General features: G+C 76.5%; 13 protein-coding genes and 1 riboswitch. Of the genes, 8 read left to right on the plus strand and 5 right to left on the minus strand.

The genetic code is table 11. The features are described from left to right. Window positions 1-9: 9 nt before the first annotated feature. The 3 genes from CRP39_RS27810 to CRP39_RS21825 form a co-directional block, all read right to left on the minus strand. Window positions 10-630, minus strand: coding sequence for a VldE C-terminal domain-containing protein (locus CRP39_RS27810; protein WP_245854030.1), 621 nt, complete (start codon window positions 628-630; stop codon window positions 10-12). Between the two features lie 8 nt (window positions 631-638). Next, window positions 639-788: riboswitch (cyclic di-AMP (ydaO/yuaA leader) on the minus strand. A gap of 269 nt (window positions 789-1057) precedes the next feature. Next, window positions 1058-1432 (minus strand): VOC family protein, encoded by a 375-nt coding sequence (locus tag CRP39_RS21820; protein ID WP_097208501.1) that lies wholly within the window; start codon window positions 1430-1432, stop codon window positions 1058-1060. A gap of 74 nt (window positions 1433-1506) precedes the next feature. Continuing rightward, a complete protein-coding gene (locus CRP39_RS21825; protein ID WP_097208502.1) occupies window positions 1507-1935 on the minus strand; it encodes a MarR family winged helix-turn-helix transcriptional regulator in 429 nt (142 codons plus the stop codon). A 143-nt stretch (window positions 1936-2078) separates the two neighbouring features. Between CRP39_RS21825 and CRP39_RS21830 the strand changes: the two genes are divergently transcribed. The 7 genes from CRP39_RS21830 to CRP39_RS21860 all read left to right on the plus strand — a co-directional run bounded on the left by CRP39_RS21830 (window position 2079) and on the right by CRP39_RS21860 (window position 9129). Continuing rightward, window positions 2079-3134: a substrate-binding domain-containing protein gene (locus CRP39_RS21830; RefSeq protein ID WP_097208503.1), complete on the plus strand. Its 1056-nt coding sequence runs from the start codon at window positions 2079-2081 to the stop codon at window positions 3132-3134. A gap of 85 nt (window positions 3135-3219) precedes the next feature. Continuing rightward, on the plus strand, window positions 3220-3549 hold the full coding sequence (locus CRP39_RS21835; protein ID WP_097208504.1) for a zinc ribbon domain-containing protein: 330 nt from the start codon (window positions 3220-3222) through the stop codon (window positions 3547-3549). Window positions 3550-3552: 3 nt separating this feature from the next. Continuing rightward, window positions 3553-4185, plus strand: a complete 633-nt coding sequence (locus CRP39_RS21840; protein WP_097208505.1) for an AmiS/UreI family transporter — start codon at window positions 3553-3555, stop codon at window positions 4183-4185. Window positions 4186-4197: 12 nt separating this feature from the next. Beyond that, window positions 4198-5445 (plus strand): formamidase, encoded by a 1248-nt coding sequence (gene fmdA, locus CRP39_RS21845; protein ID WP_097208506.1) that lies wholly within the window; start codon window positions 4198-4200, stop codon window positions 5443-5445. Window positions 5446-5547: 102 nt separating this feature from the next. Then, complete coding sequence (locus tag CRP39_RS21850) at window positions 5548-6783, plus strand: MFS transporter (protein ID WP_172442569.1); 1236 nt, start codon at window positions 5548-5550, stop codon at window positions 6781-6783. A 9-nt stretch (window positions 6784-6792) separates the two neighbouring features. Then, window positions 6793-7329 (plus strand): DNA-directed RNA polymerase subunit alpha C-terminal domain-containing protein, encoded by a 537-nt coding sequence (locus tag CRP39_RS21855; RefSeq protein WP_097208508.1) that lies wholly within the window; start codon window positions 6793-6795, stop codon window positions 7327-7329. A gap of 141 nt (window positions 7330-7470) precedes the next feature. After that, a complete protein-coding gene (locus CRP39_RS21860; protein ID WP_097208509.1) occupies window positions 7471-9129 on the plus strand; it encodes a bifunctional 3'-5' exonuclease/DNA polymerase in 1659 nt (552 codons plus the stop codon). 62 nt (window positions 9130-9191) lie between these two features. On the opposite strand, the gene CRP39_RS21865 is transcribed toward CRP39_RS21860, so the two are convergent. Together CRP39_RS21865 and CRP39_RS21870 are read right to left on the minus strand one after the other, a co-directional pair. Beyond that, complete coding sequence (locus CRP39_RS21865) at window positions 9192-10379, minus strand: glycosyltransferase (protein ID WP_097208510.1); 1188 nt, start codon at window positions 10377-10379, stop codon at window positions 9192-9194. Further along, window positions 10376-11353, minus strand: coding sequence for a glucosyl-3-phosphoglycerate synthase (locus tag CRP39_RS21870; RefSeq protein WP_097208511.1), 978 nt, complete (start codon window positions 11351-11353; stop codon window positions 10376-10378). The genes CRP39_RS21865 and CRP39_RS21870 overlap by 4 nt, the downstream gene beginning before the upstream one ends. Before the next feature lie 152 nt (window positions 11354-11505). Here CRP39_RS21870 and CRP39_RS21875 point away from each other — a divergent pair, with 152 nt between their 5' ends. Beyond that, window positions 11506-12465, plus strand: coding sequence for a Gfo/Idh/MocA family protein (locus tag CRP39_RS21875; RefSeq protein WP_097208512.1), 960 nt, complete (start codon window positions 11506-11508; stop codon window positions 12463-12465). The last annotated feature ends 60 nt before the right edge of the window (window positions 12466-12525 follow it).

Raw genomic sequence — 12525 nt, forward strand, 5'->3', positions numbered from 1 at the left:
GGTCCCCGGTCACGCCCGGTAGTTCACGTGCGGGTGGTCCATGTGGTTGGCCGTCGGGCTGCCGCGGTCGGCCATCGCCTTCCAGACGCCGGTCGGCGAGGTGAGGATCCGCTGCTGCCAGATCACGTACTCGACGCCGAGCTCGTCCCAGTGGGCCAGGTGATGGGCGACGATCGCGTCGCCGAGGGCGGCGTCGGTGCCGACCATGTAGTCCAGCGCCAGGCCGGACGGGTGGCCGTGCGGGTCGGCGGCGCTGGCGCGGGTGCCGCCGATGGTGATGCCGGCGGCGCCGGGCACGGCCGCGACGACGGCGTCGGCGGCCGCCTGCGCCCGGGGCTGCACGGCCCCCGCGCTGTTGGTGATCTCCGCGGCGGCGGTCGGGGCCGGGGCGATGGGAGGCAGCGGGGTCGCGACGGGCTCGGGTGCGACCACGGGGAGCGGTGCCACGGCGGGGGTGGCCGGGGCCACCGCCACGGCCGACTGGGCGGCGCCGGTCCAGTCGTGGGTGGTGGCGGCGCTGGCCGGGGAGCTGAGGACGCCGAGGCCGACGACGGTGGCGCCGGCTGCGACGGGTACGCCCGCGAGGGCCTTCTTGGTGCGGACGTAACGGGGTGCGCGGTGCTTTGCCATGGTGGTGTGTGATCTCCGATCACCGCCGGCGAGGTGAGCTGTCGGGTTCGGGCGATCGGTGCCCGGCCGCGGTGCGCGGCTTCACCCCGAGGCGCGCGGAACGCGCCGGGAACGGTGGGTCCCCCACCCCTGCCCTGAGGGTCTGGAGGGCAGCCGGTGGGCAGGGTTTGGCGGACCGGCGCCACGTTCACGAGCTGAACGCAGCCGAAACGCTACGTTCTGTCATGTGCAATGTCGCCGTGACGGCGGTCACGGTGACCCGCGGGCGAGGGGAGAAGTGCTGGTCGTGCAGGGCGGCCCGTACCGGCTCGGTGAGCCGACTCACGGCCGCGCAGAGGCCGGTCCGCGGCCGGCCGCGGGCGCCCGCGGACCGGACGCGTCGCGTCGCGCGCCTCGCGAAGGGGTGCCCGGCGCGCTGTCGCGGCGCTCAGCCGCCGTAGGGGCGGGTGATGACCTCCAGCAGGTGACCGTCGGGGTCGGGCCAGTAGACGCCCCGACCGCCGTCGTTGGTGTTGACCTCGCCGGGGCGGCTGCGGAACGGGTCGGCCCAGTGGTCCAGGCCGCGGGCGCGGACCCGGCCGAGGATCGCGTCGAACTCCTCCTCGGTGACCAGGAACGCGTAGTGCCGCGGGGAGACCTCCGCCTCGTCCATGAAGTCCAGCGAGACGCCGTTGGCGAGGGTCACGACGGCGAACGGGCCGAACGGCGTGGGCGGTGGGAGGCCGAGGACGTCGGCGAGGAAGCGCGCCGACTCCTCCTTGTCGGAGGCCGCGACGATGGTGTGGTTCAGCTGCACGGGCATCGGGACTCCTCGCAGGCCGTGCCGGCAGCCAAGCACGCCGGCGGTCCGGCCGGGAGGCCTGCGCGCGCCGCCGCTCAGCCGGTGGCCAGGCGCTCCAGCAGCCGGCGCAGGGTGCGCGCCTCGGCGTCCGACAGCGGGGCCAGCCCGTCGCGCTCGGCGTCGGCGACGCGGGGCGCCAGTGACCGGCACAGCGCGGACCCCCGCTCGGCGGCGTGCACGAGGACGCGGCGGCGGTCGGCGGCGTCGACGTTGCGGTAGAGGAGCGCGCGCTCCACCAGCCGGTCGACGATCCGGGTGAGCGTCGGACCGGTGACGTGCGTGAGCGCGCTCAGGTCGCTCATGGACAGCGGCCCCTGCTCGGTGAGGGTCCTGAGCACGCGCCACTGGTCCAGGGTCAGGTCGTCGGCGCCGAGGATCTCCTCGAGGCGGGACGTCAGGCCGGAGGCGGCCCGCCGCAGCAGGTCGACGTGGGACGCGGGGCTCCCCGGACCGTCTGGCCCCATGCTCGTCTCTCCTCGGCCGCGCACGCTCTTCCCTTGGCCGGGTGAGGTCAGCATAGTGGGCCTCCACTCGGGGCCCTCGATTCTCGCAGACCCCCGGGATGCTGCGTTCCTTCGCCGCACGGTTCACGCCGAAGGGGGAATCGATGCGATCGACGGCAGACGTCGCCCGCATCGGCCTGATCGTCCCCCTGCAGGGGCCGGCGGGCATCTTCGGGCCGTCGTGCGAGGCCGTGGCGGCGACGGCGCTGGCGGCGATCAACGGCACCGGGGTCCTGGGCCGCCAGGTGACCGTCGAGGTCGTCGACGGCGGGGCGCGCCCGGAGCGGGTCGGTGCCGAGGTCGGCCGGCTGATCGCCGCCGGGCGCATCGACGCGGTGACCGGCTGGCACATCTCGGCGGTGCGCCACGCGGTGGCCCCGGTGACCGCCGGGCGGATCCCCTACGTCTACACCTCGCTCTACGAGGGCGGGGAACGGCGACCGGGCGTCTTCTGCTCCGGCGAGACGCCGGCGCGCCAGATCGCGCCGGCGCTGCGGTGGCTGCGCGACGTCTGCGGGCTGCGGCGGTGGTTCGTCGTGGGGGACGACTACGTCTGGCCGCGCGCCTCCGTCGACGTCACCCGGGTGTTCGCCCGCGAGCTGGGGCTGGAGCTCACCGGGACGGCGTACGTGCCGCTGGGGACCGAGCAGTACGGCGCCGTCGTCGACCGCATCCGGGACAGCGACGCGCAGGGGGTGCTGCTCTACCTGGTGGGGCAGGACGCGGTCGGGTTCAACCGGGCCTTCGCCCGGGCCGGTCTGCAGGAGCGGCTGGTCCGCTTCAGTCCGCTGATGGAGGAGAACATGCTCCTGGCCAGCGGGGCGGAGGCCACCCGGAACCTCTTCGTCTGTGCCGCCTACTTCCGCTCGCTGGCGACGTCGTCGGCGCTGGACCTGACCCGGGCCTACGTCGACCAGCACGGCCCCGACGCGCCTCCGCTGAACAACGCCGCGGAGTCCTGCTACGAGGGGCTGATGACGCTCGCGGCGCTGGCCGAGCGGGCCGGCAGCCTGCGGGTCCCCGACGTGCTGGGGGCCGCCGACGGGCTCGGCTACGACGGCCCGCGCGGTCCGGTGTCCTTCGCCGGCAACCACCTGCAGCAGCGTGTCCACCTCGCCGTCGCCGACGGGTACGACTTCGACGTCCTCGCCACCCTCTGACCGGCGCACACGCGCCGCCGGGTGCGGAGGGCTTGACACTTCCTTTCATGTGAATATGTTCCACGTGACAGGAAGGGAGAGCCCCATGGCGACGTACCTGTTCCGGTGTCCCGACTGCTCGGTCTTCGAGGTGGTCCAGCCCATGGCCGCGCTGCGGCCCACCAGTCCGTGCCCCGCCTGCGGCGCGGACGCCGCCCGCGTGTACACCGCGCCGGCGCTCGCGACGGTGCCCACCGGGACGCATCGCGCGATCGACGCCGCCGACGCCAGCGCCGAGACCCCCCAGGTGGTGCGCTCGATCCCCAACGGCGCGCCACGCCCGCGCAGCCGCCGGTGGAGCCCCGTGACCGGGCCGGCCCCGGTCAACGCGGCCCGCCGCCCCGCGGGTCCCCACCCCTCCCTGCCCCGCTGGTGACCCATGGGCACGGTCGGACTGCTCTACGTCGGCGCCGTCCTCGTCGTCAACGGCGTCATGCTGCTGGGTCACGTGAGCCCGCGCGGCGCGGCGCCGCTGAACCTCTTCGTCGGCGCCCTGCAGGTCGTGGCACCGACCTACCTGATCGTCTTCGCCGCCGGTGACCCGGCGCGCATCGCGCTGGCCGCGGGGCTGTACTTCTTCGGCTTCACCTACCTGTGGGTCGGCATCAACGGCATCACGGGCTGGCCGAACGAGGGCCTCGGCTGGTTCTCCCTGGTGGTGGCCGTGGCGGCGGTGGGCTTCGCCGTCCACTCGTGGGTCGAGGTCGGCGACCGGGTCTTCGGCGTCATCTGGCTGCTCTGGGCGGTGCTCTGGACCGCCTTCTTCCTGCTGATGGCCCTGCACCGGGACCATCTCGCGCCCGCCATCGGCGTCCTGGCCGCCGGTGAGGGCCTGCTCACCGCCTTCGTCCCGGCCTTCCTGATCCTCGCCGGCTGGTGGGACGACTCCTGGGCCCAGGCGCTCGTCGTCGCGGCCCTCGGCCTACTCCTGCTCGGCGTCAGCGCCCCGCTGAGCCGTTCGCTGACCGCCCCCGCCCCCGTTCCGTCCGGTACCGCGCCGGGCGTCCACTGAGAGGTAGTCGCCATGCCCGATGTCGTGTTCAGCGTCGACCAGAGCAAGTCCATGCGGGACCAGGCGGTCCCCGGCCACAACCGCTGGCACCCGGACATCCCGCCGGCGGTGACCGTCCGGCCCGGGCAGAACATCCGGGTGGAGTGCAAGGAGTGGACCGACGGACAGATCGGCAACAACGACTCCGCCAACGACGTCCGCGACGTCGACCTGTCGCACGCCCACATGCTCTCCGGCCCGATCGCGGTGGAGGGCGCCGAGCCCGGTGACCTCCTGGTCGTGGACATCCTCGACCTCGGGCCGGTCCCACAGACCCAGGGACCGAACTGCGGGGAGGGCTGGGGCTACTCCGGCATCTTCGCCAAGGTCAACGGCGGCGGCTTCCTGACCGACTACTTCCCGGACGCCTACAAGGCCATCTGGGACTTCGAGGGCCAGCAGTGCAGCTCGCGCCACGTGCCCGGCGTCAAGTACACCGGCATCACGCACCCCGGGCTGTTCGGCACCGCGCCGTCGGCGGAGCTGCTCTCCCGCTGGAACGCGCGGGAGCGGGCGCTGATCGCCACCGACCCCGACCGGGTGCCGCCGCTGGGGCTGCCGCCGCTGCCGGAGAACATCCTGGCCGGCACCGCCACCGGCGACCTGCTCACCTCGATCGGCCAGGACGGCGCCCGGACCGTCCCCGCCCGCGAGAACGGCGGCAACCACGACATCAAGAACTTCACCCGCGGCAGCCGGGTCTTCTACCCGGTCTACGTCGACGGGGGCCTGCTCTCCGGGGGCGACCTGCACTTCAGCCAGGGCGACGGTGAGATCAACTTCTGCGGCGCCATCGAGATGGGTGGGTTCATCGACTTCCACGTCGACCTCATCAAGGGCGGCATGGAGACCTACGGGGTCACCACCAACCCGATCTTCATGCCGGGCCGGGTGGAGCCGCGGTACTCGGAGTTCCTGACGTTCATCGGCGTCTCGGTCGACCACCGCGACGACACCAACCACTACATGGACGCCACGCTGGCCTACCGCAACGCCTGCCTCAACGCGATCCGGTACCTCGAGAAGTGGGGCTACACCGGGGAGCAGGCGTACCTCATCCTGGGCACCTCGCCCATCGAGGGCCGCATCGGAGGCGTCGTGGACATCCCCAACGCGTGCTGCTCGCTGTTCCTGCCGACCGAGATCTTCGACGTCGACATCCGGCCCGGTGGCCGGGGGCCGCAGCGGGAGGACCGTGGCCAGGTGGCCGTCACCTCCTGACCGGGGGGTGAGCACGGAGCGGGCGGGCCGGGCGCACCCCGGCCCGCCCGCTCCACCGCGCTGCCGCGGCGGGGGAGCCGGCCGCGCCGCCGCGCGGGAGCGGTGAGCCGGGCACCCGGCCCCGACGCGGGCTCCCCGGACCGCTCGCCGTCCCTGCGGCCGGTCGCCTCCGGCGTGCTCGCGAACCTCGCGGTGGGGACGCTGTTCGCCTGGAGCCTGGTCGCGCCGGACGTGACGGCCGACGTCGGGGCGCCACCGGGCAGCGGCTCCGCGGTGTTCGCCGCCGCGCTCGTGGTCTTCACCGCCGTGCTGCTCGGCGTCGGCCGCGGGATGGCGCGCTTCGGGCCACGGTGGCTGCTCGGCGCGGCCGCCGTCCTGGCCGGGGCCGGGCTGGGGCTGACCGCCACGGCACAGCGGCCGGAGCTGCCGTGGCTGGGCGTCGGGCTGCTGTTCGGCGCCGCCAACGGCGTGGCCTACGGCGTCTCCGTCGCGCTGGCCGCCCGGGTGCCCGAACGCCGCCGCGGCGCCGCCAGCGGCCTGGTGGTCGGGGCGTACGCGGCCGGGCCGGTGCTGCTCGGGTTCGCGGCCCCGCCCGCGCTGGCGGTCGCCGGGTGGCGGACGGCGCTGGCCGTCCTGGCCGTCACCGCGACCGGACTGCTGGTCGCGGCGGCCGCCCTGGCCCCCGCGGACCGGGCAGCCGGTGCGGGTGCGGACCGCGCGCGGGAGCCGGTGGAGCGCGGGGCGCTGGTCGCCCTGTGGGTGCTGTTCGCCGGCGGTGCCGCGCCCGGCCTGGTGCTGTTCGCCACCGCCGCCCCGCTGGCGGCCGCGCGGGGCCTGGACGCCGAGGCCGCCGGAGCGGCGGTCTCGCTGCTGGCCGCCGGCAACCTGGCCGGCCGCCTCGCGGCCGGGTGGTGGTCCGACGCCGTCGGGCGGCTGCCCGCGCTGGTCACCGCCCTGGCCGTCACCACGACGGCCCTGGGAGCACTCGCCGTGTCCTCGGGAGCGGCCGCCGTGCTGCCGGCCTTCGCCGCGGTCGGCCTCGCGTACGGCGCCGTCTCCGCGCTGGTGCCCGCGGCGACGGCGGACCGGGTCGGCGCCCGCGCGTTCGCCACGGTGTACGGCCGGGTGTTCACCGCGTGGGGGTGCGCCGGTCTCCTCGCCCCGGCGCTGGCCGGGGAGGTGGCCGCGGCGGGGAGCCGCCGGCCCGGTGCCCTGCTCCTGCTGGCCGCCCCCGTCGTCCCCGCCGTCCTGGCCGTGGTGGCCCTGGCCCGCCGGCCCACCGGCCGGGGCCCGTCCGCGGCCGGGAACCGGCCGACGCCCGCCGGAGGACGCGGCTAGGGTCGGGCCATGCCGACCAGGTCGCCGGGCGACGCGCCCGCGGGCTCCCTCGAGGAGCTCGGCCTGCCCGGGCGGGCGGTGACCGCGCTGACCCGCGCCGGCGTGACCAGCGCCGCGGAGCTGGCGGGCCTCACCCGCGCGGAGCTGGCCGCCGTCCCCGGCCTCGGCCCCGGCACGGTGGCCGCGATCCGGCGCGTCGTCCCGGAACCGGACGCCGCGGCCGCCGAGGAGGAGTCGCCGGCCGCGCCGGCGATCCCGTCGTTCGCGTCGCTGCGGGACCCGCGGCGACGCACCGCGGTCGACCTCATCGTGCCGGCGACACCGCACCCCGCTGACCGGGCCGCGACGCGGCCGGGGGAGCCGGCCGCGGCGCCGTCAGGCCCCCGCGCCGCGGCTCGACCGGCCACCGGGCCGCGGCCGGCGGAGTACGCCGACCTGCTCCGCCTCGGGGCGCGCGTGGTCCGCGCCGCCGCGGGCGTGCCGCTGCGGATGGCCGGGTGGCCGGTCCGCTGCCTGCGCCGGCTGGTCGGCGGACAGCCCGGCTGACGCACTCCCGGGCGGGGTCGGGCCGGGGTGCCGCGCGCCGGTCGGCCCGGGGGACGCCCTGAGCACGTCAGCCGGGGTGCGCCGCCGTCATCGCGGTCCACGGGCGCGGTCGGCGGTGGTCCCGGCGGCGACACTGGGCGGGTGCACCGCGTCGTCCTCCTGCGGCGCGGCGGGTCCGCCGTCGAGGCGCGGGAGCTGGCCGACGACGGGACGACGACCGCCGCGACCCGGCTGCCCACCGCGGAGCTGGCCCGGTTCGTCCGGGACCGGGAGCGCGCGCCGGTCCGCTGGGTGTGGGACGACACGACCCGCTGGTACCCGGACCTGCTGACGGCCGGCGTCCGCGTGGAGCGCTGCACGGACCTGCGGCTCAGCCACGCCGTCCTGCGCCGGTCGCCGTTCGTCGACCAGGCGCTGCTCGCCGACGACCAGACCGCGGGCTGGGACGCGCTGCAGCCGGTGACGGCTCCCGACGCCGCGCTGTTCCCCCTCGAGGACCCCGCCGACCGGCTGGACCCGGTCGCCGAGCACGAGCGCCAGCAGGCGGCCCTCGCCGCGTCGGCGCACCGCGGGCGCCTGGGGCTGCTGCTCGCCGCCGAGTCCTCCGGCGCGCTGGTGGCCGCCGAGATGACCGCCGCCGGCCTGCCGTGGCGGGCCGACGTGCACGAACGCATCCTCACCGAGCTGCTCGGGCCCCGGCCGGCGCCCGGTCAGCGGCCGGCGGTGCTCGAGCGGCTGGCGGGGGAGATCCGCGTGGCGCTCGCGGCTCCCGACCTGAACCCCGACTCACCGGGCGCGGTGCTCCGTGCGCTGCAGACGGCGGGGCTGCCGGTGGACGACACCCGGTCGTGGACGCTGGAGCCGATCGACCACCCCGCCGTCCCGCCGCTGCTGGAGTACAAGAAGCTGTCCCGGCTGCTGACCGCCAACGGCTGGAGCTGGCTGGACAGCTGGGTGCGCGACGGCCGGTTCCGGTCGTGGTTCCTGCCCGGCGGGGTGGTGACCGGACGGTGGGCGTCCAACGGTGGGGGAGCGCTGTCGGTGCCCACCCAGGTGCGCCCGGCGGCGGTCGCGGACGACGGCTGGCGGCTCGTGGTCGCCGACGTCGCCCAGCTGGAGCCGCGCGTGCTCGCGGGGATGAGCGGGGACGTGGCGATGGCCGAGGCGGCCCGCTCCGCCGACCTGTACCAGGGCATGGTGGCCGGCGGCGCGGTGGCGACCCGCGCCGAGGCGAAGGTGGGGATGCTCGGGGCGATGTACGGCGGCACCCGCGGCGAGAGCGGCCGCATGCTGCCCCGGCTGGCGCGTCGCTACCCGCGCGCCATCGGGCTGGTGGAGGAGGCTGCCCGCGCCGGTGAACGCGGCGAGGTGGTGCACACCCTGCTCGGCCGCGGGTCCCCGCCGCCCACCGGCGCCTGGGCGGAGCGCCCGGTCGACCTGGGCGAGGCGCCGGACCGGAGCGGCTCGCGCGAGGAGCGGGAGCGGGCCCGCCGCGCCTGGGGCCGGTTCACCCGCAACTTCGTCGTCCAGGGCACCGGCGCGGAGTGGACCCTGTGCTGGCTGGCCGACCTCCGCAACCGGCTGTGGCGCCTGGGCGGCGGTCCGGGGGACAGCCGGCCGCACCTGGCCTTCTTCCTGCACGACGAGGTCGTCGTCCACACCCCGGAGCACCTGGCCGCGGACGTCGCCGACGAGGTGCGCCGCGCCGCGTCGACGGCCGGCCGGCTGCTGTTCGGCGACTTCCCCGTCGACTTCCCCCTGGACGTCGCCGTCGTCCGTTCCTGGGCCGACGCGGGCTGACGGTGACGATGTGGGCGGACGGGGTCACTCCGGTGGGCCCGACTCCCCGGCTGACCGGCCCGTCAGCCGGAGCGGGCCGCGGGGGCCGCGGACCGGTGGGGACGCCCGGTCCGGCGGAGGACCTCGGCGTAGAGCCGCTCGTACCCGTCGGCCATGACGGCGGGGGAGAAGCGTCGCCGGGCCGTGGCGGCGCACACCCGCGGGTCCACCTCGTGGATGCGGTGCAGGGCCGCGGTGAACTGCGCCGCGTCGCCCGCCAGGAACCCCGTGACGCCGTCGTCGACGAGGGCGGGCAGGCAGCCCCGTGCCATGGCGACGACCGGGGTCCCGGCGGCCAGTGCCTCGCACACAGCGGTCCCGCCGGGCTCGTCCCAGCGGACGGGGAACAGCACGGCCCGAGACCGGCGCAACAGGTCGTCCTTCTCCGCCCCGGACACCGACCCGATCCAGCGGGCGTGCTCGCCCAGTTCAGGCTCGACGTGCTCGCGGAACCACCGGACGTCCGGGTGGGTCCGCGCCGGGCTGCCCGGGTCGGCCAGGGCCGCCTCGAGGGCAGCGCGGTCCGGCTGCCCGCCCACCGGGCCGGCGAGGACCAGTGGCACGCCCGCCTCACGGCAGGCCCGGACAGCGAGGTCGGTGCCCTTCGCCTCGCACAGCCGCGACAGCACCAGCACCGCGTCCGTGCGGTCGGCGCGCGGCACCGGGTCCTGCTCCGGGAGGGGGACCGACAGCGGCACCGCGCCGAGCGTCTGGCGGCGGAGCGCGGCGGGCCCCCGGGCGACCTGCGTGTCCGAGACGCCGGCGAAGAAGACCCGGCCGCGGCCGTCGAAGGCGGCGTAGAACTCGGCGTTGCGCCGCAGGTCCCAGTGCAGCGTGTGCAGCACCGGCGGCGCCGCGTCGCCCATCGCCGCCAGCACCGCCGGCCCGACCACCTCCAGGTGGGTGTGCACCAGGTCGAACGGCGCCCCGGCCGCGGCGTGCCGGTGGATCTCGGTCACCACGGCCTGCTCGTGCGCGTGCGCCAGCCCCGTCACGTCGGGATACGGGGCGGCCAGCCGGGTGAACTGCCCGGTGGCGAAGGCGGAGACCAGACCGTCCGCCGGCTGCCGGCTCTCGGCGACGGTGGCGAGCACGACGGTGTGCCCCCGGCGGCGGAGCTCGGTGGTCAGGGTGGCGACGACGTTCTCCAGGCCGCCGTACCCGCGCGGCGGCACCGCCAGCCACGGCCCGGCGTCCATGAGGACCTTCACCGCAGGCGCCCTGGTGCCGGCATGCCACGGCGGGCCCGGTACTCCGGCAGGCGGTCCATGGGTGGGCGCTCGCGGATCCCGACCTCCCAGGCGACCGGCTCCACCGACCCCCCGGAGCGCACGAACTGGACCAGCTGGTCGCCCGGCACCTGCAACGACGGGCAGCGGGCCAGGGCGGTCTGCAGGATCTGGCCGGCCATCCGGCCCAGGGCGGCGTCGCTCTGGTGCCGGTGCCGGCGGACGCCGAGGTCGACCTGGGCGAGGGCGTCGATCCCCGCGAGCTCGGCGAGGTCCACGAGCAGGCCGAACTCCACGCCGTAGTGGGAGGCGAACGGGACCCGCTCCAGGAGTCGCCGGCGGCCGGCGTACTCCCCGGACAGCGGTTGGACGAACCCCGCCAGGTGCGGCCAGAGGGCGCCGAGCAGCGGGCGGGCGGTGAGCTCGGTGACGCGCCCACCCCCTGAGGGGACGATCCCCTCGGCGGTGGCCAGCGGCCGGTCGTAGAGGCCCTTGACGTAGCCGACCGTCGGATCGGCCAGGAGGGGCCCCAGCAGCCCGACGACGAAGCAGGGGTCGAAGTCCTGCACGTCGGAGTCGAGGAACACCAGCACGTCGCCGCTGGTGACGAACAGGGACTTCCACAGGGCTTCGCCCTTGCCGGAGACGTGACCGTGCCCGGGCAGGACGTCGTCGACGTGCACCACCCGCGCCCCGGCGGCCTCGGCCACAGACGCCGTCCGGTCGCTGGAGCCGCTGTCGACGACGACCAGCTCGTCGACGAGGGGGACGTCCTCGACGAAGGCCCGCCGGATCACCTCGACGATGGCGCCGACGGTCCGCTCCTCGTCCAGCGCGGGCAGGACCACGCTGGTCGTCGTCCCGGACCGTCTCTTGGCCTCCAGCAGGTGCGGGGCCGAGAACTGCGCGGCCCGGTAGGTCCGTCGGGCCAGCCACGTGGCGACGTCCGCCCTCATCCGAGATCCCCCTTCTGCGGTACGGGCGCACCCGTTCCTGCCGGTCGTCCGGCGCGGCCGTCAGTGTGCGGAGTAGACGGCCCCGACGGAACCGGTTGACGCGCCGGTGCACGGACCCGGACGCTGCGCGGGTCCGACGGGGAGGGGGCGCGATGACCGTTCGGGTAGGGCTCGTGGGTGCCGGCGCGGTCGGTGCCCGGCACGCCCGCACGCTCGCCGCCTTCGACGACGTCGAGCTGGTCGGTGTCTGCGACCCCGTGCCGGCGGCGGCCGGGGCGCTGGCCGCGGAGCTCGGCGTGCCGGCCGTCGCGGACCTGGACCGGCTGCTCCGGGCCGGGGTCGACGCCGTCTGGTTGTGCGTGCCGCCCTTCGCGCACGGCGACCCGGAGCTGGCCGCGGTGCGCGCGGGCGTGCCGTTCTTCGTCGAGAAGCCGCTGGCCGCCGACCTGCCCGTGGCGCGCCGGGTCGCCGACGCCGTCGCCGCGGCCGGGCTGCCGACCGCGACCGGCTACCACTGGCGGCACCTGGACACCGTGGAGCGGGCCCGGCAGGTGCTGGGCGGCGACCGGGTCCGCCTGGTCGACGTCCGCTGGTGGGGGACGACGCCCCCGGCGGCCTGGTGGCGCCGCGAGGACCGCTCCGGCGGGCAGGTCGTCGAGCAGGCGACCCACGTGCTCGACCTCGTCCGCGTGCTCGCCGGCGAGGTCACGGAGGTGGTCGGTGCGGCGGCACCCTCCACGAGGGAGGCCCGCGACGTGCCGGACGCGACCGCCGCGGTGCTCCGGTTCCGGTCCGGCGCCGTGGGGACCGCGAGCACCTCGTGCGTCCTCCCCCTCCCGACCGCGGCTGGCCTCGACGTGGCGGCCGCCGGCGTGTCGGTCGCCCTCACCGAGACCTCGCTGCGGGTGGGTACCGCGGAGGGGGTGGAGGAGGTCATCCCCACCGTCGACGCCCGCCGTGCCGTCGACCGCGCCTTCGTCGACGTGCTCTCCGGCCGGCCCCGGGCGCCCGGGCTGGTCGACGTCGCCGAGGCACTGCGCACGCACCACCTGGCCTGCGCCGTCGCGGAGGCCGCCCGCACCGGCGCTGCGGTCCGGGTCGGGGAACCGTGACCGGTCCGCACACCGACCTGGACTGCCTGGTTCGTCCGCGCGCTTCCTGGGCACTCCGCG

This window comes from Geodermatophilus sabuli (assembly GCF_900215145.1).
GTDB classification, from domain to species: domain Bacteria; phylum Actinomycetota; class Actinomycetes; order Mycobacteriales; family Geodermatophilaceae; genus Geodermatophilus; species Geodermatophilus sabuli.

Excerpts from the sequence above, each read along its gene's own strand:
- CRP39_RS27810 (WP_245854030.1), bottom strand. The coding sequence starts at position 630 with ATGGCAAAGCACCGCGCACCCCGTTACGTCCGCACCAAGAAGGCCCTC.
- CRP39_RS21820 (WP_097208501.1), bottom strand. The coding sequence starts at position 1,432 with ATGCCCGTGCAGCTGAACCACACCATCGTCGCGGCCTCCGACAAGGAG.
- CRP39_RS21825 (WP_097208502.1), bottom strand. The coding sequence starts at position 1,935 with ATGGGGCCAGACGGTCCGGGGAGCCCCGCGTCCCACGTCGACCTGCTG.
- CRP39_RS21830 (WP_097208503.1), top strand. The coding sequence starts at position 2,079 with ATGCGATCGACGGCAGACGTCGCCCGCATCGGCCTGATCGTCCCCCTG.
- CRP39_RS21835 (WP_097208504.1), top strand. The coding sequence starts at position 3,220 with ATGGCGACGTACCTGTTCCGGTGTCCCGACTGCTCGGTCTTCGAGGTG.
- CRP39_RS21840 (WP_097208505.1), top strand. The coding sequence starts at position 3,553 with ATGGGCACGGTCGGACTGCTCTACGTCGGCGCCGTCCTCGTCGTCAAC.
- fmdA (WP_097208506.1), top strand. The coding sequence starts at position 4,198 with ATGCCCGATGTCGTGTTCAGCGTCGACCAGAGCAAGTCCATGCGGGAC.
- CRP39_RS21855 (WP_097208508.1), top strand. The coding sequence starts at position 6,793 with ATGCCGACCAGGTCGCCGGGCGACGCGCCCGCGGGCTCCCTCGAGGAG.
- CRP39_RS21870 (WP_097208511.1), bottom strand. The coding sequence starts at position 11,353 with ATGAGGGCGGACGTCGCCACGTGGCTGGCCCGACGGACCTACCGGGCC.
- CRP39_RS21875 (WP_097208512.1), top strand. The coding sequence starts at position 11,506 with ATGACCGTTCGGGTAGGGCTCGTGGGTGCCGGCGCGGTCGGTGCCCGG.